Below are 25,411 nucleotides of genomic sequence, written 5' to 3' on the forward strand. Positions count from 1 at the left end.
TACGCACGAGCCCGCCCGGTTCACCGGGCGGGCTCGTGCTCATACGGGCTTGTGCGCATACGTCTCGTCAGCAGCCCGTACAAGCGCGCCGCGGGGCAGCGGAACCCGCCACGGGCCCGCACCGGCCACGGCCCACCGGGGACCCCCTGGTGGGCCGTCTCCCACGACCGGCCGCCCGACAACTTGCCGACGGCGTCCGGCTGTTGGGCCCACCCGGCCTCGATCGTCCCTATAGCCGCCGTCATTAGCTTCCGAGACATGCGAGGAATAATTCTGGCCGGCGGAACCGGCTCCCGCCTGTGGCCGATCACTCAAGCCATGTCGAAGCAACTCATGCCGGTGTTCGACAAGCCGATGATCTACTACCCCCTGTCCACTCTGGTGCTGGCGGGCGTGCGGGACATCCTCGTCATCACGACGCCGTCCGACCGGGACTCCTTCGAGCGGCTGCTGGGCGACGGCGCGCACCTGGGCCTTCAGATCCAGTACGCGACGCAGCCCAGGCCCGGGGGAATCGCCCAGGCGTTCCTGATCGGCGCGGACTTCATCGGGGACGAGCCGGTGGCGCTCATCCTCGGCGACAACATCTTCCACGGAGCCGGCCTCGGGGATCAGCTGAAGGCGCACGCCTCCCCGGAAGGCGGTCACATCTTCGCCTACCCGGTGGCGAACCCGAGTGACTTCGGCGTCCTGGACTTCGACCTCGAAGGGCGCGTCGTTTCCATCGAGGAGAAGCCGGCGCACCCGAAATCGAGATACGTGGTCCCCGGTCTGTACTTCTACGACAACCGCGTGGTCGACATCGCCAGGTCCCTGCGGCCCAGCGCGCGCGGCGAACTGGAGGTCACCGAGGTGAACCAGGCATATCTGCGCCGCGGTGAGCTCAGCGTGACCGTGCTCGACCGCGGCACGGCGTGGCTCGACACCGGGACGTTCGCCTCGCTGGTGCAGGCGTCGGAGTTCGTCCGGGTGATCGAGGAGCGGCAGGGACAGAAGATCGGCTGCGTCGAGGAAGCGGCCTGGCGCAACGGGCTCATCGACAGCGACCGGCTCCGGGAACTCGCGCAGCCGCTCCTGTCCAGCGGCTACGGGGAGTACCTCATGGGGCTGCCCGACGCCGCCACCCAGGAGATCCAGCGGCTGGTCCCGGTCGGCGCCGGCGCCAACGGGTGACGAGGAGGCCTGATGAACTTCGAAGAACTCGGCATCGAGGGCGTTCACCTCGTCGAGCCACAGGTGTTCGGCGACCCGCGCGGTGCGTTCCTGGAACTGTTCGTCGGCCACCGGCTGTCCGCGGCGACCGGCCGTCCGATGGACGTGGCGCAGGTCAACTGCTCGGTCTCGCGACGCGGCACGATCCGCGGGATCCACCTCACGGCCGCCCCACCGGGTGAGGCGAAGTACGTGACATGCGTGAGCGGCTCGATCGTCGACGTCGTCGTCGACGTCCGCCTCGGCTCGCCCACGTACGGCGCGTCCCTCGCGATCCCGCTGGACGACGAGCAGCGGCACGCCGTGTACATCCCCGAAGGGCTCGGCCACGGTTTCGCGGCGGTCAGTGACACCGCCGTGGTCACGTACCTGTGCGACAACGTCTACACCCCCGGGAAGGCGATCTCGATCAACCCGCTGGACCCGCAGCTCGCCCTGCCGTGGCCGGCCATGGACGACATCGTCCTGTCGGACAAGGACAGGACCGCGCCGACGCTGGCGGAGACAGAGGCCCTGGGCGTGCTCCCGAGGTACTCGGACCTGCGCGTCAAGACACCGATCCGGCCGCGGGGATGACGCGGTCGGCATCCCCGAGCCAGTCGACGACACCTGGAACAGGAATACTCATGAAGAAGCACATCGCCTTCCTGAACATCCCCGCGGCGGGTCATGTCACACCGACCCTTGCCGTGGTCGAGGAACTGGTCAGGCGCGGTCACAAGGTCAGCTACCTGGCCGCCGACGGCTTCGCCGAGAAGATCGCCTCGACGGGCGCCGAGGTCATCCCCTACACCACGACGCTCGACCCGCGCACGATCGCCCCGACCGGCGCGGAGGACTGGCTGGCCCGTGTCCTGCTGGGCGCGGTGCGGGAAGCGGCCGCCACGGCGCCGACGCTGGAGGCCCACTTCGGTGACGACCTGCCGGACTGCCTCGTCTACGACATCTCGATGCAGTTCCTCGGCCGTGTGATGTCGCGCAAGCTCGGCGTTCCGGGTATCCAGCTCTATCCGGTCCTTGCCTCCCACCAGTACTTCTCCGAGGCGGAGGGCGCCGCCGAGGGGATGTTCGGCCAACTGACGTGTGAGCTGCGCGCGTTCGCCGACGCGCACGGGCTGCGGGACGTCACGCTGGAAGAGCTGATGGCGGACGCGCCCCGCAACATCTCCTTCATGCCGCGCGAGTTCCAGTCCGACGCCGACTCGTTCCCCGAGGACCGGTACACGTTCGTCGGGATCCCGCTGCGGGAGAGCGACCTGCAGGGCACGTGGCGGCCGTCCAGCGACAAGCCCGTGGTCCTGATCTCCCTGGGCACGACCTTCAACACCCAGCCCGAGTTCTTCGCGATGTGCGCGAAGGCCTTCGAGGGGCTGCCGTGGCACGTGGTGATCGCGGCGGGTCCCGGCGTGGACCTGGAGGCGGTGGGCGAACTGCCGCCCAACGCCGAGATCCACACGTGGCTGACGCTGCAGGCGGTCCTCGAGCACGCCGGCGCGTTCGTGTGCCACGGCGGCGCCGGCAACACCATGAACGCCCTGTACGCGGGGGTGCCTCTCGTCTCCGTACCCCACAACGGCGACTCGGAGATGATCGCCGCGCGGACGGGCGAGCTGCGCCTCGGCCGCGTCCTGCCCCCCGAGGAGGTGACCGCCGAGACCCTTCGGGAGGCCGTCCTGGAGGTCGCCGCCGACGAGACCGTGCAGGCGAACCTGCGCGACATGCGCAAGTACATGAAGGAGGCGGGCGGCGCACCACGCGCGGCCGACACGATCCTCGGCCACCTTCACCCCGTTTCGAAGTGACCACCGAAGTCGACTGGAGAATCAGATGAATTCGCACGATCTCAGCACCAAGCTCGTCCCGAGCGACCTGTACCTGGAGATCCAGCAGTTCTACGCGCTGCAGCTCAAGATTCTCGACCGTGGTGACGGCGAGCAGTGGGCGCGCACCTTCACGCCGGACGGTGTGTTCCAGGCCGCCGACATGCCCGCCCCTCTGGTCGGCCGCGAGATACTCGTCAAGGCGATCGAGCTGCAGACCGGCAAGCACGAGGGGCTCGTCCTGCGGCACTGGGTCGGTCAGCTGACCGTCGAGCAGATCGACGACGACACCGTCCGCGCGCAGAGCTACGTCATGGTCTACGTGACGCCCAACCGCACGCTCCTGAGCGGCGAGGTGCACTTCCGTCACCACACCCTCTGCGACGACGAGCTCGTCCGCTCGAACGGGTCCTGGCTCGTGCGGAACCGCTTCGTCGAGACCGACGGCGAGTACAAGTGAGCACCGCGCGAGCCGAGAGGTCGTCAGACATGAAAAGGATCCTCGCCACCATGGTGTCCGCCGGTGTCCTGTCCGCCCTCGCGGCAGGCACCGCGCACCCGGCGCCCTACGCGGGCACCGACTCCTCCCGCCAGCTGGTGGGCAAGTGGGCCGGTACGGTCACCCACGGGGGCACCACGGGTGACATCGAGCTCATATTCACGCCGAGCGGCAAGGCGTGCCTCATCACGTCCGCCGGCGTCAGTACCGGCCGTTGGAAGTCCACCGGCGGCGCCGGCGACTTCAACTACAAGATCGCCGAAGCGATGACCGACGGGTCCGGCACGCAGCAGGGCTGGATCTACATCGACCAGAACACCGAAGCGGTGAGCAGCACGTTCACCAGCACCGGGGTCTCACACGTCTACGACATGGCCGGGAACCCCCAGTTCACCCAGGTCGCCGACGTCGATGTCCACCGCGTCGCCGGCACCCCCAGCTGCTGAGGACACGACACATGATCCCTCTCTTCAAGGTGGCGATGTCCGAGAAGGCGTCGGCGCTGGTCGGTGAGGTTCTGGACAGCGGCTACATCGGTCAGGGCGCGAAGGTCGACGAGTTCGAACGCGCCCTGGCCGAGCGGCTGGACAACCCCCGGATCCTGACCGTCAACAGCGCCACGTCCGGGCTGCACCTGGCCCTGCACCTGGTCGCGACGGAGTCGGGGCGGGACGGCGAGGTCCTGGCGACCGCGCTGACCTGCACGGCGACGAACTGGCCGATCCTGGCGAACGGGATGCGGATCCGCTGGGTGGACACCGACCCGGCAACGCTGAACGTGGACCTCGACGACCTGGCCCGGAAGATCACGCCCACGACCCGGGCGATCGTCCTCGTGCACTGGGGCGGCTACCCCGTCGACCTCGACCGCCTGAACCGCGTTCTCGACCAGGCCGAACGCGTCCATGGAGTCCGGCCCCGGGTCATCGAGGACTGCGCCGACGCGTGGGGCGCCACGTACAAGGGCGTACCCCTCGGCGGGCACGGCAACATCAGCGTCTACAGCTTCCAGGCGATCAAGCACCTCACGACCGGTGACGGCGGTCTGATCGTGCTGCCCGACGACGAACTGCTGAGCCGTGCCAGGATGCTGCGCTGGTACGGCATCGACCGCGATGGCGGCGGGGCCCGGTTCAAGAACGACATCCCCGAGTACGGCTTCAAGTTCAACATGAACGACATCAACGCGGCCATCGGTCTCGCGAACCTCGAGACCGTCGACGGCCTCGTCGCCCGGCACCGCGAGAACGCCGCGTTCTACGACGGCGAGCTGGCCGGGGTGGACGGTGTCGAGCTGACGGAGCGGGCCTCCGACCGAAATCCGTCGTTCTGGTACTACTCCCTCAAGGTGGACAACCGCGACGCCTTCGTCCTGCGCATGAAGGAGGCCGGAATCGCCACGAGCGAGGTCCACGAGCGCAACGACGTCTACGGCGCCACCCAGGGCTGCAGAGCGGTCCTGCCCGGGCTCGACGGCGTGGCCGGGCGTCACATCGCCATACCGGTCGGCTGGTGGGTGTCGGACGACGACCGGGCTCACATCGCGAAGACCATCAAGGGCGGCTGGTGACCGTCGCCGGACAGCGGGATCGAGGAGGCGGGGGCGCCGGTCGGAGCCCCCGCCTCCGCGCCTCACCCCGACGCGCGCGGGTGCCGGCGCAGCGGCGGCTCGACCGCGGTTGTAGCGGCCGTCCCTAGCCTCAGGTCACCCGACTGTCACGGGCTGACGAGGAGGCCTCAAGCATGGGAACAGAGATCACACCGTTCCGGGTGCACTACCCCGACGACTCGGTGCAGGACTTGCGCCGACGCCTGACTGCCGCGCGCTGGCCGGACGCCGAGACGGTCGACGGCTGGGAGCAGGGTCCGAAGCTGTCGTACATGAAGGATCTGTGCGCCTCGTGGGAACGGGACTACGACTGGCGCGCCACCGAGAAGCGGCTCAACGCCATCCCTCAGTTCCGCACCGAGATCGACGGCCTGGACGTGCACTTCCTGCACGCGCGGTCCCCCCATGAAGGCGCCACGCCCCTGCTGCTCACCCACGGGTGGCCCAGCTCGGTCGTGGAGTTCCTGGACCTGATTCCCAGGCTCACCGAGCCCGACGACCCGTCCCAGGCCTTCCACGTGGTGTGCCCGTCGCTGCCGGGACACGGGTTCAGCGGCAAGCCGTCCTCCGCGGGCTGGACGGTCGGCAGGACCGCCAGGGCCTGGGCACAGTTGATGGCCCGGCTCGGCTACCGGCGATACGGCGCGCACGGCGGTGACTGGGGATCGTGGGTGAGCGCCGAACTCGGCACCGCCGACCCGGACCACCTCCTGGGCATTCACCTGACCATGCCGCTGGCCAAGGCGCCCGATCACCCGGTGGAACTGGACGCGCGCGACCAGCAGGCCATGGCCCGGATGAAGAGTTTCGGCCAGAACCGCTCGGGCTACGCGGCCATCCAGTCCACGCGCCCGCAAGCGATCGGCTACGGCCTCGCGGACTCGCCGGCCGGTCAACTCGCCTGGATCCTGGACCGGTTCTGGGAGTGGGTCGACCACGACGGCACCCTGGAGAAGGCGCTGCCCTGGGACGCGCTGCTCGACACGGCCACCGTCTACTGGCTGACGGACAGCGGAGCCTCGTCGGCACGGCTGTTCTGGGAGAGCTTCAACAAGGAGCCGATGAATCCCACGAACGTGCCCGTCGGATGCTCCGTGTTCCCCAAGGACGCGTGGCTGCCCCGCGCATGGGCCGAACAGCGCTTCACGGATCTGCGTTACTGGAAGGATCTCGACAGCGGCGGACACTTCCCGGCCCTGGAGAGGCCCGCCGTCCTCGCCGATGAACTGCGCGCGTTCTTCGCTCTCCTGAACTGAGAGGTCAGATGGCCACCACTCCGTCCCAGCCCGCCGACGTGCTCGACCGGCGGGCTCTCAACCGTGCTTTCCTGGCACGCCAGTTGTTGCTGAACCGGCGGACGATGCCGGCGGACGCAGCGCTCGAACACCTCGTGGGCCTGCAGGCACAGGCGCCCTTTCCGCCGTACTACGGCCTCTGGACCCGGCTGGAGAACTTCCTCCCCGGGGAACTGGCCGGCCTTCTCACCGGACGGCAGGCCGTGCGCGTCCCACTGATGCGCGGCACCGTCCATCTGGTCACCTCCTCCGACTGCCGCAAGCTGCGGCCCTGTGTGCAGCCGTTCCTGGAACGAAGCCTCATCACAACCTTCGCCAAGGACCTGAGCGGACTGGACCCGGCCAAGGTGGCGGCAGCGGGCCGGGAGCTCCTGGAAGAGGCTCCTCACACCGTCGGCGACCTGACCGCCGCCCTGCGCACGGCGTGGCCCGACCACCCGGCCAACGCACTCAGCAACGTCGTACGCTGCCTGCTGCCGGTGGTCCAGATCCCGCCCCGCGGAGTCTGGGGACAGGGCGGACAGCCGACGTACGCCCTGGCGGAGGACTGGATCGGCTCGCCGCTGGACACGGAGGCCGACCTCGACGACCTGGTCCTGCGCTATCTGGCGGCGTTCGGGCCTGCCACCGTCAAGGACATCCAGGCGTGGTCGGGGCTCACCAGGCTGCGCGCGGTGACCGAACGCCTGCGTCCGCGGCTGGTCTCCTTGCGCGGCGAGGAGGGCAGAGAGCTGCTGGATCTGCCGGACGCCCCGCGGCCGGGCGCAGATGCGCCCGCACCGGTTCGCTATCTCGCGCCGTACGACAACGCGATTCTCTCCCACGCGGACCGCACCCGGATCATCAGCGACGAGCATCGCAAGGCCATCGCGACGAAGAACGCCGTGATCCCGGGGACGATTCTCCTCGACGGATTCGTCGCCGGCGCCTGGCGGGTCGACCGTACGCGCACGGCGACCGCCGTCGACGTACAGCTCTTCTCCCCGGTGAGCAAGCGTCAGCGTGCCGAACTCGTGGAGGAGGGCGAGCGTCTGCTGCTCTTCGCCTCGGACGGCGCCGCACCGCGTGAACTTCGCATCGCCGACGCCTGACGCGACACACGAAACCCCTGGGGGACGGCGGCTCTCGATCGCACACCGTCTGCCAGGGGTTTCGTCACCGTCTCGGACTAGTCCGCGGGGATGCTCGGCCGTGCCTCTCCCGGGCACTCCACCCGCGCGGGCGGCAGTTCACCGTCGACCAGGTACGCGTCGACGAGAGCGTCCACCTGCGGGTTGCCGCCCAGCCGGTAGATCTCGTGGGCTCCCGAGTCGGTCACCAGGATCAGGGGATGCCCCAGGCGCTCGGCCATGGCCACCGCCCCAGGGCAGTGGTCCAGGGGGTCGCCGTCGGCCTGCACGACCAGCCCCGTGGGGTAGTCACCGCGGGTGATGGCGGGGCGTGGCTCGACGGGTGTGCACGTACCGAACGCGGCCACCCAGGGCTGCGCGCGCATCACGCCGAAGCCGTACGGGTAACGGTCCCTGAAGTCACGCATGTCGCGGTAGTAGACCTCCAGGTCGGCCGGCCACTCGGTCTCGCACGTCACGGCTTCCAGCACGGCGTCGCGCAGTCCGCCCGCCGCGGTACCCGGCCGCCAGCGGGACTGGCCCGCGAGCAGTTCGCGGGCCCGCTCCGCGTCGCCGGTGGCCTTGCCCAACTCGCCTGTCAGCGCGCCGAGTTCCTGCCAGCGCCCGCGAGCCGCGCTCAGGGTGCCGACGACTCCGTCGAACGCGGTACGCAGGGACGCGCTCTCGCCCATGGAGGCCAGGGCCGCCGCGACCTCCTCCACGCTCTCCAGCACCCGCGCGGCGTCGTCGCCAAGACCGAAGAACCGGTCACGCCGTCCGACCCACTCCGCCCACAGATCCACGTTCTCGCGCACCGCGAGCGCCTGCGAGGCGAACTGCTGCCGCCAGTCCCAGTCCGGATGTACCGAGGAGTCGAGGACATTGCGGTCCAGGTGCGCTCCGAACATCGCCCCGTAGACCGCGCCGAGCAGCGTGCCATAGGCCCAGCCCACGAAGCTGATCGCCGGTTCGCCGAGCAGGATGCGGATGACGTTCATGTCGCGGGCGCTGTTGGCGGTGGTGGTGTGACGGCGCAGGTTGCCCCCGGCCCGCACGCACCCCTGGTCGCGTTCCCACATGTCCGCGGCGATGGCGGTGAACGCGGAGTCCGGAGGACGCGAGTCGAACGGCACGGTCGTCGGACTCGCCTCGCCCTCGACCCGGGTCGACGCGCCTGTCCCACGAGGGTCGAACCCGATCAGGTCGTAGACCTCGTGGGGCGGAGTGCCCGCCAGACGCGTCGGCAGCAGCCTGCCGAGGCCGCCGTCGCCGCCCGGGCCACCGTTGAGGGAGAGCAGCACGCCACGCCGCCTGCGCGGGTCCACCGCCCGGATCCGGCTGAGCGCCAACTCGACGCGCTCACCGGAAGGGTGCGCGTAATCGAGCGGCACTTCGATGAAGGCGAGTTCGAGGCTGTCGTCGAATTCGCTTGGCTTCCACGTCAGTTGCTGCGTCAGAAAGTGGCGCAACCCGGCTTCGTCCCATGTCATGGAGGCACGGTCCGGCTCCGCGCTAGAGGCACTCCGGAGCCGGCATGGAGCTCTGCCGCGAGCCGCGGCCCGCTACGACGATCCTCCAGCAGCGCTAGAGGCCAATCAGCCATTCTCGTCGCCATGAAAACACGACTCTTCCTCACCCTCACGGCGGCCGCACTGAGTGTGGTGGCGACGACCGGCTCCGCGGGGGCCGCCCAGCTGTGCAGCCTCACTCCCGTCGGAACGTGGTCGGGGACTGTCACCCGGCCCGGAGCGACCGACCACATACAGCTCTCCTTCGGCACGTCCGGTCATGCGTGCCTGATAACCACCTCCGGGTCCGGCACCGCGACCAGTACCGGAACCTGGACCCGGAGCGGATCCCAGCAGTTCAACTACAAGATCAAGGAATCGATGACCGACGAGAACGGGACCGCCACCGGCTGGATCCAGATCAACCAGGACGCCGTCCAGCAGGGAACGGACTTCAGCAGCTCCGGTACCTCACGGATCTACGACCTCAACGGCAACCTGCAAGGGTCGGTGACCTCCCACGTCACCGCCACCAGGACCTCCTCCTCCGCGCTTCCGTGCGCCACCTGAGCGAGAGCCATACCGTTCGTCGCCGGTACGGGCCTGCTAGCCGGCGTACTGCGTGATGCCGCGAGGGACGTACACGCCATGCCCGGCCCGCCCGGTGAACGTCCGCTGGTCGATGACGAGTTCACCACGTGAGAGCACCGTCTCGACGCGGCCGGTGATCCGCCTGCCCTCGTACGCCGAGTAGTCGACGTTCATGTGGTGGGTCTCGGCCGAGACGGTCTGCTCGGCGTGCGGGTCGTAGATGACGACGTCGGCGTCGGCGCCGGGCGCGATGGTGCCCTTCTTCGGGTAGAGGCCGAACATGCGGGCCGGGGTCGCGCAGGCGATCTCGATCCAGCGGCGGCGCGAGATGTGTCCGTCGACGACGGCCTGGTGCAGGAGGTCCATGCGGTTCTCGACGCCGGGCATGCCGTTGGGGATCTTCGAGAAGTCGCCGCGGCCCAGCTCCTTCTGCCCGGTGAAGCAGAACGGGCAGTGGTCGGTGGAGACGACCTGGAGGTCGTTCGTGCGCAGGCCACGCCACAGGGCCGCCTGGTGGTCCTTGGGCCGCAGGGGCGTGCTGCACACGTACTTGGCGCCCTCGAAGTCCGGCTCGGCGAGGTTGTCCGTGGACAGGAAGAGGTACTGCGGGCAGGTCTCGCCGAAGACGGGCAGGCCCTCGTCGCGGGCCCGCGCGATCTCTGCGAGCGCCTCCCGCGCCGAGACGTGCACCACGTACAGGGGCGCGCCCGCGACCTGGGCGAGCTTGATGGCGCGGTGCGTCGCCTCGGCTTCGAGGAGCGCCTTCCTGACCTCGCCGTGGTAGCGCGGGTCGGTCTCGCCGCGCTCCAGGGCCTGCTGCACGAGGACGTCGATCGCGATGCCGTTCTCGGCGTGCATCATGATGAGGCCGCCGTTCTCGCCGGCCCGCTGCATGGCGCGCAGGATCTGCCCGTCGTCGGAGTAGAAGACTCCGGGGTACGCCATGAACTGCTTGAACGACGTGACCCCCTCGGCGACGAGCAGGTCCATCTCCTTGAGCGTCTCGTCGTGCACGTCGGAGACGATCATGTGGAAGCCGTAGTCGATCGCGCAGTTCCCGTCGGCCTTGGCGTGCCAGGCGTCGAGGCCCTCGCGCAGGGTGTGCCCGACGGACTGGATGGCGAAGTCGACGATGGTGGTCGTGCCGCCCCAGGCCGCCGCCCGGGTGCCCGTCTCGAAGGTGTCGGCGGCGAAGGTGCCGCCGAACGGCATCTCCATGTGGGTGTGCGCGTCGACACCGCCCGGGATGACGTACTTCTGGCGGGCGTCGATCGTGCGGTCCGCGGTCCAGGATTCCGCGGCGTCGGTGCCCGCCGCGGCGAGGGCGGCGATGCGCCCGTCCTCGATGAGTACGTCGGCGTGGATCTCGTCGGCGGCGGTGACGACGAGTCCGCCGCGGATGACGGTACGGCTGCTGCTCATACTCCCTCTTCCGTGTCTGCGCTGCCTACGGGTTGGTCAGCGGCGTGTACGCGCCCGGCGCGCGGTCGCGGTAGAACTGCCAGCGGTCCCGGACCTCGCGCAGCTTGGCCATGTCGAGGTCCCGTACGACGAGTTCGGGTTCCTTGTCCCCGGCGACCTCCCCGACGAACCGGCCCTCCGGGTCGACGAAGTAGCTCGTCCCGTAGAAGTCGTTGTCGCCGTACTCCTCCTGGCCGACGCGGTTGATCGCGCCGACGAAGTACTCGTTCGCGACGGCGGACGCCGGCTGTTCCAGCTGCCACAGGTAACCGGACAGGCCGCGCGAGGTCGCCGACGGGTTGAAGACGATCTGCGCGCCTTCGAGGCCGAGCGCGCGCCAGCCCTCGGGGAAGTGCCGGTCGTAGCAGATGTAGACGCCGATCTTCCCGACGGCCGTGTCGAAGACGGGCCAGCCGGAGTTGCCCGGCCGGAAGTAGAACTTCTCCCAGAATCCCCTCACTTGAGGGATGTGGGTCTTGCGGTACTTGCCGAGGTAGGTGCCGTCGGCGTCGATCACGGCGGCCGTGTTGTAGAGGACGCCGGGCTGCTCCTCCTCGTACATCGGCAGCACGAGGACGATGCCGTGCTCGGCGGCGAGCGCCTGGAAGCGGCGGACGGTGGGGCCGTCGGGGATCGCCTCGGCGTACTCGTAGAACTTCGCGTCCTGCACCTGGCAGAAGTACGGGCCGTAGAACAGCTCCTGAAAGCAGAGGACCTTCGCCCCCTGCGCGGCGGCGTCGCGGACGGCCTGCTCATGGACCTGGATCATGGACTCTTTGTCGCCCGTCCAGGCGGTCTGGAAGATCGCGGCGCGGATCACGGTGCTCATCGGGGACCTCCGGTCGCTCGGTGTGCCGTGAGCCTAGGAAGTCCCCGCCGCGTACCGGAGTTGCACCGTGTCACGTCTGGGGCCGTACGGCGTTCCACGCTGTCACCCTCTCTGCGCGTCATGGGCGAGGAGGGCGATGTGGACGGACGCGGCCTGCTCGAAGTCGTCGAGGTCGAGGCCGAGGAGCGACTCGATGGCCTCCAGCCTGCGGTAGAGGGCGGGGCGGCTCATGTGGTGGAGCTGCGCCGTGCGCGACTTGTTGCGCCCGGTCGCGAGATAGGTCCGCAGCACGGGCAGCAGGCCAGGGTCGTCGGCGTACAGGAGCCCGTCCAGCTCGCGTTCGGCGAAGGCCTGGACGTGCGGGTCGTCGCGCAGGAGCCGTACGAGGCCCCGCAGGCGTACGTCGCGCAGGCGCACGACGGGCGGGACGTCCGGGGTGCCGGCCGCGGCCCGCGCGATGTGCAGCGCCTCGCGCAGCCCGGCGGGCACGTCTTCCCAGCCGGTGCACGGCTCGGCGGCCGCCACGACGGCCTGCTCCCCCGCCCCGGTGCGCAGGCGGGCCGCGAAGTGCTCGGTGAGCGGTCCCACGGCCTGGTCGCGGGCGAGGCTGAGCAGGACGGCGGTGGCGCCGTCCGCGAGTTCGGCGGCGAGTCCCGACAGGCCCAACAGGCGTAGCAGGCGGTTGAGTTCGGCCGGGTCACCGTCGCGGACGACGAGCGGGGCGAAGGTGCGGCGGTTGACGGGGAGCCCGGCGGCCCTGGCCCGCGGCAGGAGCTGGCGGGCCGGTACGACTCCGGAGACGAGGTCGGTGAGGATGCTCTGCGCCGACTGCTCCTCCCAGGTGTGGGCGGCGCCGCCGAGCATGCGGTGCAGGACAAGGGCCTCGGCGGCGCGCTCGGCGAGGAGCCGTCCGGTGGGACCGTCGCCCCGGTAGCCGCACAGCACGACGCTGCCCCAGCGCTCGCCGCGCCCGTCGAGGTCGGCGCGGTACCAGTCGGCGCCGTCCGCGCAGCCGGCCCGGCGCGCGATGCGTTCCCAGTCGCGCAGCACGTCGTCCACGGCGGACCGCTCACCGGCGGTGGCGAGGACGCGGTGCGCGAGGTTGGCGACGACGACGGGGCAGCCGCTGTGCGCGGCGATCTCGTCGAGGAGCCGCTGGAGCGGGGCGCCCGCCGTGATGAGTCCGGTCAGCGCGGTGCGGATCCCCTCGGAGAGGCTGACGGCGGCGAACTTCCGCCGGACGAGCCTCGATTGGACCTCCTCCGTGAGTTCGGCGAAGGGGAACGGGCGGTGCAGGACGACCATCGGCAGCCCGTACCGTTCGGCCGCGCGCCGCATGTCCTCGGGCGGTGACGGGAAGGCACGCCCGAGCCCGAGGACGACGGCCGCCGCCTCCGCGCGGTGCAGGGACTTGATGTACTCGGTCCTGGCGTGCGCGTTCCCGGCCAGGAGGACGCCGGTGGTGAGGACCATCTCACCGCCGCTGAGCATCACCCCGACGTCGGCGGCCTCGGCGACGTGCACCCAGCGCACGGGCCGGTCGAGGTGACCGGCCCCCGCGACCACCTCGGGGTCCCCCGCCGCGATCCGCTCCAGGGCGAGTATCTGCCGTACGGACAGGCCGTGTTCGGCGACGGTGACGGTCATCGGGGGCCCCTTCGTTGGCACTGCCTTCGGCTGGCAGACCCGCTGCCTCGGCTAACAGGCGCTGTGCAGGGCTCGTTCCAGGACCGCCGCGCCCTCCTCCGCCTCGGCGACGGTGAGCGTCAGGGGTGGCGCGATGCGCAGCACGCTGGTGTTGTGCCCGCCGCCCTTGCCGACGAGGAGTCCGCCCTCGCGGGCCGCCTCGATCACGCGCGCCGCCGCGTCCGGGTCGGCCTCGTCCGTGCCGGGTTTCACCAGCTCGATGCCGATCATCAGGCCCCGGCCGCGCACTTCTCGTACGCACTCCATGGTGGCGCCGACGGCCCGCAGCCGCTCGATGAGGAGGCCGCCGACGCGGCGGGCGTTGCCCTGGAGGTCGTGTTCGAGGAGGTAGATGAGGTTGGCGAGGCCGGCGGCCATCGTCACCGGCGAGCCGCCGAACGTCGAAATGGAGTTGGAGTCGAGGCAGTTCATGACCTCGGCACGCGCGACGACACCGCCGATGGACATGCCGTTCCCGATGCCCTTGGCGAAGGTCAGGATGTCGGGGGGACCGTTCTGCGCGTGTGCCTGCCAGCCCCAGAGGTGGTCGCCGGTGCGGCCCCAGCCGGTCTGCACCTCGTCGGCGATCCACAGGATGCCGTGCTCCTGGAGTACCTCGCGGAACGCCGCGTACAGGCCGTCGGGCGGCGAGGTGAACCCGCCGACGCCCTGGATGGGTTCGGCGATGAGCGCGGCGACGCCTCGGGTCTGGCCGAGGATGTCGCGCAGGTCGTCGACGCACGCCTCGATGAACTGGGCGTCGGTCAGCTGGGCGTACGGGCCCCGGCTGCGCACCCCGCCATGGACGTACAGCGTCTGGAGGGGGGAGAGGCTGGTCGGGGACCAGCCTCGGTTGCCGGTGATGCCGACGGCGGAGAAGGACCGGCCGTGGTAGCTGTTGCGCATCGCGAGGATCTGGTTCGAGCGGCGGTACGCGGTGGCGAGCAGCAGCGCCGTGTCGTTGGCCTCGGTGCCGGAGGTGGTGAAGAAGACGCGGGCGTCCGGGATGCCGGACAACGAGGCGACACGCTCGGCGAGTTCGACCATCTGCCGGTTGAGGTAGAGGGTCGAGGTGTGGATGATGCGTCCGGCCTGCTCGCTGACCGCCTTGGTCACCTCCGGCAGGGCGTGCGCGGTCATCGTCGTCAGGATGCCGCCGAAGAAGTCGAGGTACTTGTTCCCGGCGGCGTCCCAGACGTGGCGGCCCTCGCCGTGGGTGATCTCGATGGGGCGGTCGTAGTACAGGGCGAGCCAGTCCGGCAGGACGGCGCGGTGACGGGCGTGGAGGTCGGGGGTCATCAAGGTCGCACGGGTCCCTTCGTCGGCTCCGTCACGAGTGACAGTGGTCATGGCTGCACCAGCCCTTCGTATGCGTCGGGCCGGCGGTCCCGGTAGAACGCCCACTGCTGGCGTACCTCGTCGATGAGGCCGAAGTCGAGGTCCCGTACGAGGAGTTCCTCGGCTTTGTCGCTCGCGGCGTCGCCCACGGTCTGCCCGCGGGGGTCGACGAAGTAGCTCGTGCCGTAGAAGTCGTTGTCGCCGTACTCCTCCACGCCGACGCGGTTGATCGCGGCGATGAAGTACTCGTTCGCGACGGCCGCGGCAGGCTGCTCCAGCTGCCACAGGTACGCCGAGAGGCCGCGGCTCGTGGCGGACGGGTTGTACACGAGCTGGGCGCCGTTGAGGCCGAGCTGGCGCCAGCCCTCCGGGAAGTGCCGGTCGTAGCAGATGTAGACGCCGACGCGGCCGACGGCGGTCTCGAAGACCGGCCAGCCCAGGTTTCCCGGCTTGAAGTAGTACTTCTCCCAGAAGCCCTTCACCTGCGGGATGTGGTGCTTGCGGTACTTGCCGAGATACGTGCCGTCGGCGTTGATCACGGCCGCGGTGTTGAAGTAGAACCCGGACTGCTCGACCTCGAAGACCGGTACGACGACGACCATCCCGGTCTCGCGGGCCAGCGCCCGCATCCGGGTCACGGTCGGCCCGTCCGGCACGGGCTCGGCCCAGCGGTAGTGCTCCGCCTCCTGCACCTGGCAGAAGTAGGGGGCGTTGAAGACCTCCTGGAAGCCGATGATCCGGGCGCCCTGCCGGGCTGCCTCCCGCGCATGTTCCTCATGCTTGGTGATCATGGATTCGGTGTCGCCCGTCCAGGTCGCCTGGACCAGCGCGGCGCGTACGACGTGGGCCATGTGCCGCTCCTTTGCCTGTTGCCCCCGCCGGGGGACGTCAGAGAGCCTCTACGCCCGTAGACACAGGCCGTAGAGGGTCGAACGTAAGCCTCACCGGCGGCCTTGCCAAGACCATCGCCGTGAACCGGCGGAATCGATCATGTTTCGCACCCGTGCGGGTGAGAAGCGACCGGGCTACGCGTGGAACCCGGCAACTCTGAGCGCGTGCACGACGTCCCAGTACCGCTCGTCGGACACGCCGCGCGCCGCCTCGACGAGCAACGGGACGAGGCGCCCCGGGTCGTCGCGCACGCTGCGGGCGGCCTCTTCGGGGGTGCGCACGCGGACGTAGGCGTCGAGGAGCGCGCGGATCTCACGATGGCGGCCCTCGCCGGTCAGACGGAGCACGGACGCGCCGATCTCGGTGGCGGGGCGGCCCACTCCCTGGCGCAGGATCTGCTGCGCGTCGGCGGTGCGTCCCGCGGCGGCGAGCGCGTCGGCGGCGGCCACGAGGAGGTCCGCAGGGAGCGAGGCCGTCTCCCAGAGCAGGGTCGCCCAGTCCGCGCCGAGGCCCACGCGGTTCAACTCGGCGGCGAGCAGCGGGAATCGGGCGGCGGGCCAGTGGGCGGCCTCGACGAGCACTCCGTGCGCCTCCCCGCCGCGGCCCTCGGCGCGCAGCCGGAGGAGTGCGCCGACGCAGGCGGCGATGGCGGCGCGCGCCTCGCTGTCGAGGTGCTGCGGGGCGGGCGGTGCCGTCGCCTCCCCTTCACCGGCTCCGGCGAACCGGGCGCCGCGGGGGCTCGCGGCAAAGTCCCGTAACGGGCCCTGAACGGCGACGGCGGTGGGCAGGGGCGTGTCGTCGGCGGGCGTGGCCACGTCGGGCATTCCGGCGAAACGGGCGCTGCCGCGGGGGCGGCGCTTGCGCTCCTTGGGCGGTTCGGAGCGTCCCGGGGGTTCGGGCGGCGCCGGCTGCGGGCGCTGCTGCGGTACGGGCACGGGTGGCCGCGATGGCGGCGGCCGGCGGTCCAGGTCCGCGATCCTCCGGTGGAGCTCCGCGCAGCGGGCCGTCGCGCGTTCGTGGTCGTCGCGCGCCCAGGCCAGGTCGAGGCGCATCGCCTCCGCCTGCTCGCGTGTGGCGGCCGTATGCAGGAGCTGGGCCAGCTCCACCTGGCGCTCGGCGGCGTACCGCTGCTCGCGGAGCATCACGTCGAGCCGGTCACCGAGCAGGTCACGGCCGCCGGGCCGCGCGTCGAAGGCGGTGAGCGAGGCGCGGTGCAGGGCACGGGCCCGTACGGTCTCCGACTCGACCTCGGCCTCGTAGGATCCCCCGCCCACGCCCAGATCCTGGAGCAGGGCTTCCACGACATCCCAGGGAGGCACCTCGGCACCCGTGAGGCAGACCCGCATCCCTTCGGGGTCACGCTGCCAGAAGATGCCGCACCAGCCGGCGTCCTGGTCGAGCCGGGCCAGCAGGTACCGCAGGTACACCGCGAACTCCCGGACCTGGTCAGGGAGTTGTTCCACTTCCATCACACGCCGCCCGATCCCTCCGCAGAGTGGAGTCTTCCGCTTCGGAAGAAAACACCCTCCGTGTTTCGAGGGCGCTACGGGCGCTTTTCAGGAGTGGCACCGTCCTCACTCGCCGCAGCTAGACGGTCACCGGTGAGCAGCTCGCCGCGATCTCGTCCATGGAGAGGCCGAGGGTCAGGGCGAGGGCCGCGACCGTGAAGAAGGCGGGGGTGGGCGCACGGCCGGTCTCGATCTTGCGGAGCGTCTCGGCGGACAGACCCGCGCTCGCGGCGACCTCGACCATGCTCCGCCCGCGCCGGGCCTCGCGCAGCAGCAGGCCGAGCCGCTCACCGCGCTCGCGCTCTTCGGGGGTCAGGGGGGTTCGGACCATGCATCCAGTCTACTGGCAGAACCCCCATTCAAATACCGGTATTGTAATTGGCATGGTGGAACTCAAGACAGACACATCGATCGACGAGATGCGGGAAGCGGGCCGGGTCGTGGCCCAGGCGCTCGCGGCGGTCCGCGAGAAGGCGGCCGTAGGGGTCTCGCTCCTGGAGCTGGACTCGGTGGCGCACGGCGTCCTGCGCGCGGCCGACGCGAGCTCCCCCTTCCTCGGCTACCGCCCCTCGTTCGCCCCGACCCCCTTTCCGGCGGTCCTGTGCGCGTCGGTGAACGACGCGATCGTGCACGGCATCCCCGACGGGTACCGACTGCGCGACGGCGACCTGCTCTCGGCCGACTTCGGCGCCCAACTGGGCGGCTGGGCCGGGGACTCGGCGATCAGCTTCACGGTCGGCACGGCGCGCCCCGAGGACGTACGCCTCATCGAGACGGCGGAGCGCGCGCTCGCGGCGGGCATCGCGGCGGCGGTCGTCGGCAACAGGATCGGGGACATCGCCCACGCCATCGGCAAGGTGTGCCGAGCGGAGGGGTACGGCATCCCGGACGGCTTCGGCGGGCACGGCATCGGCCGCAAGATGCACGAGGACCCGCCCGTCCCGAACGAGGGACGGGCGGGCCGTGGCATGCGCCTCAAGCACGGCATGGTCATCGCGATCGAGCCGATGGTGATCGCCGGAGGCATGGACGACTACTACGCGGCCCCGGACGGCTGGACCCTGCGCACGAGCGACGGCACCCGCGCCGCGCACGCCGAACACACGGTGGCCATCACGGACGCGGGGCCGCGGATCCTGACGGCACTCTGAGCGGGCCGCGCCGGCGCCGGCTCAGTTGTCCTGGAGGAACTTCTTCGCCAGGGAGTCGCCGAGGGTCACCGCCGCGCTGTGGCTCTCGATCGGGGACGTCTGGTTGTTCTTGAACGCGATGTACGTGACGCCGGAGTCCGTGCCGCCGGTCTCTGGGTCCGGGTCGATGCCGAGGGCCTTCGCGGTGGCGTAGGACGCCTCACCGATGATCTTGTCCGGGCCGGTGTCGCCGACCACCGCGTACTCGACCTTGTTGTTGTGGATGACGGCCACGACGCCGCCGCCCTTGATGCCGGCTCCCGCGTAGTTCCAGATGCTGCTGGAGCTGGGCACGACCACGTAGGGGAGGTTCTCGGCGCTCAGCGGTTTGCCGTCGGACTGGTGGAAGGCCGTGTCGTCCTGGAACCACGGGTCGGTGTCGGCGTTGCACTGCGTGGTGATCCGGCCGTCGCAGTCGATGTCCATGTCGGCCTTCCAGAACACCGCGCCGTTCTTGCCGCAGACCGGCACGGTCGCCGAGGCCTCCACGTCGGTGCGGTACTTGCCGTTCGATATCTGCGAGCAGGACGTGACCTTGGCGAGCAGGTCGGCCGCGCCGACCGTGCCCTCCTGGGCGCGCTGGGGGCCGCTCTCGCGGGCGGTGGCGTTCGTGGGGAGCAGAGCCGTGGCGAGCAGCGCGGCTCCGGCGGAGGCGGTGAGGGCGAGCGTTCGGGTACGCACGTGGGGGACCCTTCTGTTAGCAAAGTTTCCTTACCTTCAGGGAGCAAATCTTGCGCCACCGCAGGTACCTGCCAACCCCTGGAATACGCCAAGGGGCCCGCGGCTCCCGCCAGTTGACATCGATCGCATATCAACCGGCGGGACCCACGGGCCCCTCACCGCACGTTCGGTCAGCCGCCGGAGGCCGGCCTCACCACCATCGCCGAGCCGCCGCCGCGCCGCACCTTCTCGGCCGCCGCGAGCCACTCGCCGTTCTTCAGGCGCTGCACGCCCGTGGCCGCGCCGATCTCCGGGTTCTGCTTGAAGACGTGGCCGAGCGCCTCCAGGCGCGCCCTCGCCGGCGAGTCCCACAGGCCCGGTTCGAGCTCCGTCGCCGCCGCGTTGCGCTGACTGGCGCGGGGCGCGGCGATCGCGTCCACCAGGGGCAGCCCGCGGTCGACGAAGCCGGTCAGGGTCTGCAGAACGGTCGTGATGATCGTCGCGCCGCCGGGCGAACCGAGCGCCACCACCGGCTGGTCGTGCCGGTCAAGGACGATCGTCGGGGAGATCGACGAGCGCGGGCGCTTGCCGGGCCCCGGGAGGTTCGGGTCGTGGACCGCCGGGCCGGCCGGCGCGAACGAGAAGTCCGTGAGCTCGTTGTTGAGCAGGAAGCCGCGGCCCGGGACCGTGATGCCGCTGCCGCCCGTCGACTCGATCGTCAGCGTGTACGCGACGACGTTGCCCCACTTGTCGGCGACCGTCAGATGGGTCGTGTTCTCGCCCTCGAACGTCGTCGGGGCGGCCTTGTCGCCCGGCTCACCGCACTTGCCGGGGTGCCGCGGATCGCCCGGCGCCAGCGGACTCGTCAGGACCGCGTCGTCCTTGATGAGGCACTCCCGCGAGTCGGCGAACCGCTGCGAGAGCAGCTCCTTCGCCGGCACGTCCTCGAAGGCGGGGTCGCCGACCCAGCGCCCGCGGTCCGCGAACGCGATCCGGCTCGCCTCGATGTAGCGGTGCAGATACTGCTCCTGCGTGGCCTTCGACAGGTCCGTCCGCTCAAGGATGTTGAGCGCCTCGCCGACCGTCGTGCCGCCCGAGGACGACGGCGCCATCGAGTAGACGCCGAGCCCGCGGTACGAGGTCCGCGTCGGGGCCTGGAGCTTCGCCCCGTACGCCTTGAGGTCCTTGACGGACAGCTTGCCGGGCCGCGCGACCCGGCCCGACGCCGGGTCCACGGGCGGCTTGTTCACGGTGCGTACGACGTCCTCGCCGATGTCGCCCCGGTAGATGGCGCCGACGCCCTTTTGCGCCAACTCCTCGTAGGTGCGGGCGAGATCGGGGTTCTTGAACGTGGAGCCGACGACGGGGGGCGCGCCGCCCGGCAGGAACAGCTTGGCCGTGGCGGGGAAGTCCTTGAACCGCGCCTGGTTCGCCTCGGTCTGGGAGCGGAACGTGTCGTCGACCCTGAACCCGTCCCGCGCCAGCTTCTGCGCGGGCCTCAGCACCGAGCCGAGGCGCTCGCTGCCCCAGGTGTCGAGCGCGGTCTGCCAGGTGGCGGGCGTGCCCGGCGTCCCGACGCTCAGGCCGCTCGTCACCGCGTCGTTGAAGTCGAGCGGCTTGCCGTTCTCCAGGAACAGCCCCGAGTCCGCGGTGAGCGGGGCCCTCTCGCGGCCGTCGATGGTGTGCACCTTGCGGGTCTTCGCGTCGTAGTACACGAAGTAGCCGCCTCCGCCGACACCCGCGGAGTACGGCTCGGTGACGCCGAGCGCCGCGGCCGTGGCGACGGCGGCGTCGACCGCGTTGCCGCCCTTGCGCAGGACCTCGATGCCGACGGCGGACGCGTCCGCGTCGACGCTGGAGACCGCACCGCCGTAGCCGACGGCCAGCGGCACTTTCTGCACGGGCGCGTCGTGGGCCTCGGACGCGGGGGAAGCCGGGGGCGCGGCAGCGCCCACCGTCACCAACGTGGCCGCGACCGCCAGTCCCGAGAGATTCCGCAGACTTCGCAGACCTCGCTGATTCCGCTGATTCCGCGCAACAGGACGTCTCATCCGTACCTCCAGTCAACAGCCGTCCGCGCAGCGTAACTTCAGTTCGCGATGGCGTCAGGACCCCCTCGAACAAGGATCCGTCCGACCGCTAGCATGCGCCCCCATGACTGAAGACGTGCGCAACATCGTCCTCGGCGTGATCGCAGCCGGGATCAGCGCCGCCCTTGGCTGGCTCGCCCGCACCTACTTGTGGAAGCGCAAACTCCGCCGCAGGCAGGCCTTCTTCGGGCTGCCCGACAACTCCGAGTCGCTCCTCGTGGTCAACCGCGACGCGGGCGGCCCCGAGCTGACGGTCAAGCGTCACGATGTCTTCGCCCTGCTCGAACTCTCGGCGATCATCAAGGACTGCGGGGCGCACGCGCAGGTCGTCGCGCACGACACGGCCCAGCAGGGCTTCGGGGAGCGCACGGAGTTCTGCGTGGGCGGACCGGCGTCGAACCGCCGGATGGCCGCCCATATGCACAGCCTTCTGCCGGGCGTCCGCGTCAACACGGACCCGGAGCCCGGCCCCGACCGCGGCGCGTTCCAGATAGGCAGCGAGCGCTACCGCCTGGAGCCGGGGATCACGGAGTACGTGCTGCTCGCCCGGCTGACGGCGGGCCAGGGGCAGGGCTCGCGCCCGGTCTTCCTCTTCTGCGGCCAGCTGCCGGTCACCAACCAGGCGGCCACCCGCTATCTCGCCCGCCACCACGAGCGTCTGGCCCGCAAGCACGGCGGCAACGCGTTCGCGCTCCTCCTGAAGGTCGTCAACTCCCAGGCGTACGGCCCTGATGTGGTCGAGCTGGTCGGTGACGTCACCCGCGCCGCCCAGGCGCCGGCCCCGGCGGATACGCCCCGCACCTCCTCGCACCGGGCGAAGTGACCCGCTCCTGACCTGCTGTCCGGCGGACTCCGTTGAACAACAGAACATCGTTACCCGTACGTAACTTACCGACGGGTTACCTACGGTAAGACGCCACGGTTACCGTCGGGTCACTTTGCACTGACACGAGTGAGGAGTGACCCGTGGGACACCCGCGACACCCGCGCAGAGCGCTGCGTACGACCACTGTTGGTGCCGTGTCCGCGACCCTGATCGCCGGGGCGGCACTCGGCCTGGCCCCCGCCGCGCAGGCGGCGCCGGGGCCGGGCGTGCGCTTCGTCGACATCAGCGGCGCCGGCGGAACGGTCCTCAAGGCCAACGTCGTGGCCCCCTCCGACACCTCGCGCAGATACCCGGTCGTCGTGCTCCCCACGAGCTGGGCCGTGCCGCAGATCGAGTACCTCGCCCAGGCCAAGCAGCTCGCCGACTCCGGCTATGTCGTGGTGAGTTACAATTCGCGCGGTTTCTGGCAGTCCGGCGGCGAGATCGAGGTAGGCGGCCCCGAGGACATCGAGGACGCCTCGAAGGTCATCGACTGGGCCCTCGCGAACACCCAGGCCGACCCGGACAAGGTCGGCATGGCGGGCGTGTCCTACGGCGCGGGCATCAGCCTGCTCGCGGCGGGGCACGACAAGCGCATCAAGGCCGTGGCGGCGCTCAGCGGCTGGGGCGACCTGATCGACTCGATCTACTCGGGCCGCACCCAGCACTTCCAGGCCGCCGCCCTGCTCTCCGGCGCCGGCTATCTCACGGGCCGCCCGAGCCCCGAACTCCAGCAGGTCATGAAGGACTTCCTCGGCTCGAACCTGGCCAAGGAGGACGACATGATCGCGTGGGGCAAGAAGCGCTCCCCCGATACGTACATCGACAGCATCAACAAGAACGGCGCCGCCATCCTGCTCGGCAACGCCTGGGGCGACACCATCTTCCCGCCCAACCAGTACGCGAACTTCTACGAGAAGCTCACGACGCCCAAGCGCCTGGAGTTCCGCCCCGGAGACCACGCCACGGCCGAGGCGACCGGACTGCTCGGGCTGCCCAACGACACGTGGGAGGACACGCACCGCTGGTTCGACCACTACCTCAAGGGCGACGACAACGGCGTCGACCGCGAGCTCCCCGTCCGCATCAAGTCCCGCTCCACCGGCGCGTACGAGAGCTACCCCGACTGGAAGTCGGTCGGCGCGACGAAGAAGAAGATCGCCCTCGCGGGCACGACGACGATCCACACGAACGTCGACTCGGGCGCCAACGGCGGGCTCCTGGAACTCTCGAACATCCTCGACCAGTTCCTGCGGCTGCCCCCGACGGCCTCGGTGCCGCTGCTGCCGCGCCGCTGGGCGGGCGTGTGGCAGTCGGAGAAGTACACGTCCGAACAGCATGTGCGCGGGACGGCGAAGCTGCACACGACGCTCACCCCGACCAAGGAGAGCGGAACCCTCGTCGCGTACCTCTACGACGTGGGCCCGCTCGGCCTCGGCAAGCTGGTCAGCAACGCGCCGTACACCTTCCACGGCAAGACACCCGGTGCTCCGTTCGGCGTGGACCTGGAGTTGTTCTCCACGGCCTACGACGTCCCGGCAGGGCACCGGCTCGCCCTGGTCGTCGACACGGTCGACCCGCTCTATATCGAGCACAACCCGACCGGCGCACAGCTGACCTTCTCCTCGCCGAAGGACGACCCGTCATACGTGTCGATCCCCCTGCGCGAGCAGTGATCTCCGGCTGCTGCCGGGCGGGCATGGCCCTGTGGTCTCTGCAAGGAGCCCCTGCTACTGCACCCCCGGCAGCAGCGTCCCCGGTTCGGCCGGGGCGACTTCGGCCGCCTCGACCTTGGGGTTGCGCCGCTGGCGCTTGGACACCCACTGGGCGAACCACGAAAGCAGCATGCACATCCCGATGTAGATCGGAGAGATCACCATCACCACGGGGATGAAAGGCAAATCGTAGTCGAGGTTCGAGGCGATGAGTTTCCCGGCGTGGAGGAACTCCTCGTAGGTGATGAGATAGCCGAGCGAGGTGTCCTTCAGGGCGACCACCAGCTGGCTGATGATGGCGGGCAGCATGGCGCGTACGGCCTGCGGCACGAGGACGTGCGTCATGACCTGGGTCTTGCGCATGCCGAGCGCGAACGCGGCCTCGCCCTGGCCGCGTTCGACGGAGTTGACGCCGGAGCGGAAGACCTCGGCGAGCACCGAGCCGTTGTAGAGGGCGAGCCCGGCGACGAGGGCGGGCAGCGGCTGGACCTTCAGCGCCACGAAGATGAAGAAGATCATCACCAGTACGGGCATCGCGCGGAAGAACTCCACGACGAGCGTGGCGAGCCAGCGCACCGGCCTGTGGTCGGACAGGCGCCCCACCGCGAGGACGGTCCCGAGCACGAGCGAGAGCACGGCGGCGATGGCGAAGGCCTTCAGCGTGTTGCCGAGCCCGCGAAGGAGCAGCTCCTGGATGCCCTTGTACTCGAACGGCATCCACTTCGTGTACGTGAACTGGTCGGTGTCGAACAGGAGGTAGAAGATCCAGGCGAGCAGGCCGAGCAGGATCAGCGTGGACAGCACCCCGTACAGCCGGTGCCGGCGCTCGGTCTTCGGCCCCGGTACGTCGTAGAGCGCCGTCGCGTCGTGGGCAAGAGCTTTCATCGGGGAACTCCCCAGCGCTTTTCGAGCACGTTGAAGATCGCGCTGATGGTGAGGGTGATGATCAGGTAGCCGACAGCGATCCAGAAGAAGGTCCAGATGATGTTGTAGCCCAGCTCACTGAGGGTCTTGTAGGTGCCGAGCAGCTCGTTGACGCTGAACGCGCCGGCGATCGCCGAGTTCTTGGCGAGGGCGATGAGGGTCGAGCCGACGGGCGGGATGACGGACCGGAAGGCCTGCGGGAGCACCACCATCGACAGCGTCTGGCCGAACGTCATGCCGAGGCTGCGGGCCGCCTCGCCCTGTCCCCTCGGGACGGTGTTGATGCCGGAGCGCAGGGCCTCGCAGATGAACGCCGAGGTGTAGCAGCCGAGGGCGAGGATCGCGAACACCTTGAAGGGCAGCACGATTCCGAAGCGCGGCAGGCCGAGCAGCACCGCGAAGAACAGCAGGGTCAGCGGGGTGTTGCGCAGGATGTTGACCCAGACCGTACCGAAGGCCCGGAAGGATCCGACGGGCGCGACCCGGAACGACGCCATCACAAAGCCGAGGACGAGCGCGAGGATCGAGGCGTAGACGGTCAGTTCGACCGTCCCGAGGAACCCCTTGGCGAAGGTGGAGAAATTGCTGGTCAGTACGTCCACGGGGCCTCC

24 protein-coding genes are annotated in these 25,411 nt (G+C 70.0%); 12 read left to right on the forward strand and 12 right to left on the reverse strand.

The features are described from left to right. Window positions 1–258: 258 nt before the first annotated feature. From rfbA to OG758_RS14355, 8 genes are all read left to right on the forward strand, one after another. Window positions 259–1,173 (forward strand): glucose-1-phosphate thymidylyltransferase RfbA, encoded by a 915-nt coding sequence (rfbA, locus tag OG758_RS14320; RefSeq protein WP_326710354.1) that lies wholly within the window; start codon window positions 259–261, stop codon window positions 1,171–1,173. Between the two features lie 12 nt (window positions 1,174–1,185). Further along, window positions 1,186–1,788, forward strand: coding sequence for a dTDP-4-dehydrorhamnose 3,5-epimerase (gene rfbC / locus OG758_RS14325; RefSeq protein WP_326710355.1), 603 nt, complete (start codon window positions 1,186–1,188; stop codon window positions 1,786–1,788). Window positions 1,789–1,838: 50 nt separating this feature from the next. Next, the gene (locus tag OG758_RS14330) at window positions 1,839–3,014 is read left to right on the forward strand and encodes a macrolide family glycosyltransferase (protein WP_326710356.1); all 1,176 of its coding nucleotides are present in this window, start codon (window positions 1,839–1,841) and stop codon (window positions 3,012–3,014) included. A 25-nt stretch (window positions 3,015–3,039) separates the two neighbouring features. Then, entirely contained in the window at window positions 3,040–3,492 is a 453-nt protein-coding gene (locus OG758_RS14335) for a nuclear transport factor 2 family protein (protein ID WP_326710357.1), read from the forward strand. Between the two features lie 29 nt (window positions 3,493–3,521). Beyond that, window positions 3,522–3,977 (forward strand): hypothetical protein, encoded by a 456-nt coding sequence (locus OG758_RS14340; RefSeq protein WP_326710358.1) that lies wholly within the window; start codon window positions 3,522–3,524, stop codon window positions 3,975–3,977. An 11-nt stretch (window positions 3,978–3,988) separates the two neighbouring features. Next, entirely contained in the window at window positions 3,989–5,101 is a 1,113-nt protein-coding gene (locus tag OG758_RS14345) for a DegT/DnrJ/EryC1/StrS family aminotransferase (protein ID WP_326710359.1), read from the forward strand. A gap of 173 nt (window positions 5,102–5,274) precedes the next feature. Beyond that, window positions 5,275–6,396 (forward strand): epoxide hydrolase, encoded by a 1,122-nt coding sequence (locus OG758_RS14350; RefSeq protein WP_326710360.1) that lies wholly within the window; start codon window positions 5,275–5,277, stop codon window positions 6,394–6,396. Window positions 6,397–6,404: 8 nt separating this feature from the next. Then, on the forward strand, window positions 6,405–7,526 hold the full coding sequence (locus tag OG758_RS14355) for a winged helix DNA-binding domain-containing protein (protein ID WP_326710361.1): 1,122 nt from the start codon (window positions 6,405–6,407) through the stop codon (window positions 7,524–7,526). Window positions 7,527–7,603: 77 nt separating this feature from the next. Here the strand turns inward: OG758_RS14355 and OG758_RS14360 are convergent, their stop codons facing one another. Then, window positions 7,604–9,034, reverse strand: coding sequence for an alpha/beta fold hydrolase (locus tag OG758_RS14360; RefSeq protein WP_326710362.1), 1,431 nt, complete (start codon window positions 9,032–9,034; stop codon window positions 7,604–7,606). 123 nt (window positions 9,035–9,157) lie between these two features. Here OG758_RS14360 and OG758_RS14365 point away from each other — a divergent pair, with 123 nt between their 5' ends. Further along, a complete protein-coding gene (locus OG758_RS14365) occupies window positions 9,158–9,622 on the forward strand; it encodes a hypothetical protein (RefSeq protein WP_326710363.1) in 465 nt (154 codons plus the stop codon). A 36-nt stretch (window positions 9,623–9,658) separates the two neighbouring features. On the opposite strand, the gene hydA is transcribed toward OG758_RS14365, so the two are convergent. From hydA to OG758_RS14400, 7 genes are all read right to left on the reverse strand, one after another. Next, window positions 9,659–11,065 (reverse strand): dihydropyrimidinase, encoded by a 1,407-nt coding sequence (gene hydA / locus OG758_RS14370; RefSeq protein WP_326710364.1) that lies wholly within the window; start codon window positions 11,063–11,065, stop codon window positions 9,659–9,661. Window positions 11,066–11,090: 25 nt separating this feature from the next. Further along, window positions 11,091–11,933, reverse strand: coding sequence for a nitrilase-related carbon-nitrogen hydrolase (locus OG758_RS14375; RefSeq protein ID WP_326710365.1), 843 nt, complete (start codon window positions 11,931–11,933; stop codon window positions 11,091–11,093). Between the two features lie 102 nt (window positions 11,934–12,035). Beyond that, window positions 12,036–13,580 carry a PucR family transcriptional regulator gene (locus OG758_RS14380; RefSeq protein WP_326710366.1) on the reverse strand — a complete coding sequence of 515 codons (1,545 nt, stop codon included), beginning with the start codon at window positions 13,578–13,580 and terminating at the stop codon, window positions 12,036–12,038. A gap of 51 nt (window positions 13,581–13,631) precedes the next feature. After that, window positions 13,632–14,918 (reverse strand): aspartate aminotransferase family protein, encoded by a 1,287-nt coding sequence (locus OG758_RS14385; protein ID WP_326715912.1) that lies wholly within the window; start codon window positions 14,916–14,918, stop codon window positions 13,632–13,634. Window positions 14,919–14,965: 47 nt separating this feature from the next. Beyond that, window positions 14,966–15,808 (reverse strand): nitrilase-related carbon-nitrogen hydrolase, encoded by an 843-nt coding sequence (locus OG758_RS14390; protein WP_326710367.1) that lies wholly within the window; start codon window positions 15,806–15,808, stop codon window positions 14,966–14,968. Window positions 15,809–15,982: 174 nt separating this feature from the next. Further along, window positions 15,983–17,317, reverse strand: coding sequence for a hypothetical protein (locus tag OG758_RS14395; RefSeq protein ID WP_326715913.1), 1,335 nt, complete (start codon window positions 17,315–17,317; stop codon window positions 15,983–15,985). Window positions 17,318–17,435: 118 nt separating this feature from the next. After that, window positions 17,436–17,687, reverse strand: a complete 252-nt coding sequence (locus OG758_RS14400; protein ID WP_326710368.1) for a helix-turn-helix domain-containing protein — start codon at window positions 17,685–17,687, stop codon at window positions 17,436–17,438. A 52-nt stretch (window positions 17,688–17,739) separates the two neighbouring features. On the opposite strand from OG758_RS14400, the gene map reads away from it, so the two are divergent. Beyond that, a complete protein-coding gene (gene map / locus OG758_RS14405) occupies window positions 17,740–18,507 on the forward strand; it encodes a type I methionyl aminopeptidase (RefSeq protein WP_326710369.1) in 768 nt (255 codons plus the stop codon). A gap of 21 nt (window positions 18,508–18,528) precedes the next feature. On the opposite strand, the gene OG758_RS14410 is transcribed toward map, so the two are convergent. Together OG758_RS14410 and ggt are read right to left on the reverse strand one after the other, a co-directional pair. Further along, window positions 18,529–19,227, reverse strand: a complete 699-nt coding sequence (locus OG758_RS14410; protein ID WP_326710370.1) for a glycoside hydrolase family 75 protein — start codon at window positions 19,225–19,227, stop codon at window positions 18,529–18,531. A gap of 170 nt (window positions 19,228–19,397) precedes the next feature. Then, on the reverse strand, window positions 19,398–21,257 hold the full coding sequence (ggt, locus tag OG758_RS14415; RefSeq protein WP_326710371.1) for a gamma-glutamyltransferase: 1,860 nt from the start codon (window positions 21,255–21,257) through the stop codon (window positions 19,398–19,400). A 103-nt stretch (window positions 21,258–21,360) separates the two neighbouring features. Between ggt and OG758_RS14420 the strand changes: the two genes are divergently transcribed. Together OG758_RS14420 and OG758_RS14425 are read left to right on the forward strand one after the other, a co-directional pair. Next, the gene (locus OG758_RS14420) at window positions 21,361–22,119 is read left to right on the forward strand and encodes a hypothetical protein (RefSeq protein WP_326710372.1); all 759 of its coding nucleotides are present in this window, start codon (window positions 21,361–21,363) and stop codon (window positions 22,117–22,119) included. 143 nt (window positions 22,120–22,262) lie between these two features. Continuing rightward, window positions 22,263–23,837: an alpha/beta fold hydrolase gene (locus OG758_RS14425; protein ID WP_326710373.1), complete on the forward strand. Its 1,575-nt coding sequence runs from the start codon at window positions 22,263–22,265 to the stop codon at window positions 23,835–23,837. A 54-nt stretch (window positions 23,838–23,891) separates the two neighbouring features. On the opposite strand, the gene OG758_RS14430 is transcribed toward OG758_RS14425, so the two are convergent. After that, window positions 23,892–24,761 carry an amino acid ABC transporter permease gene (locus tag OG758_RS14430; protein WP_326710374.1) on the reverse strand — a complete coding sequence of 290 codons (870 nt, stop codon included), beginning with the start codon at window positions 24,759–24,761 and terminating at the stop codon, window positions 23,892–23,894. Further along, on the reverse strand, window positions 24,758–25,402 hold the full coding sequence (locus tag OG758_RS14435) for an amino acid ABC transporter permease (protein ID WP_326710375.1): 645 nt from the start codon (window positions 25,400–25,402) through the stop codon (window positions 24,758–24,760). Before OG758_RS14435 ends, OG758_RS14430 begins: the two co-directional genes overlap by 4 nt. Window positions 25,403–25,411 lie beyond the last annotated feature (9 nt).

It is taken from the genome of Streptomyces sp. NBC_01474 (assembly GCF_035918215.1).
In the GTDB taxonomy this organism is placed as follows: domain Bacteria; phylum Actinomycetota; class Actinomycetes; order Streptomycetales; family Streptomycetaceae; genus Streptomyces; species Streptomyces aureus.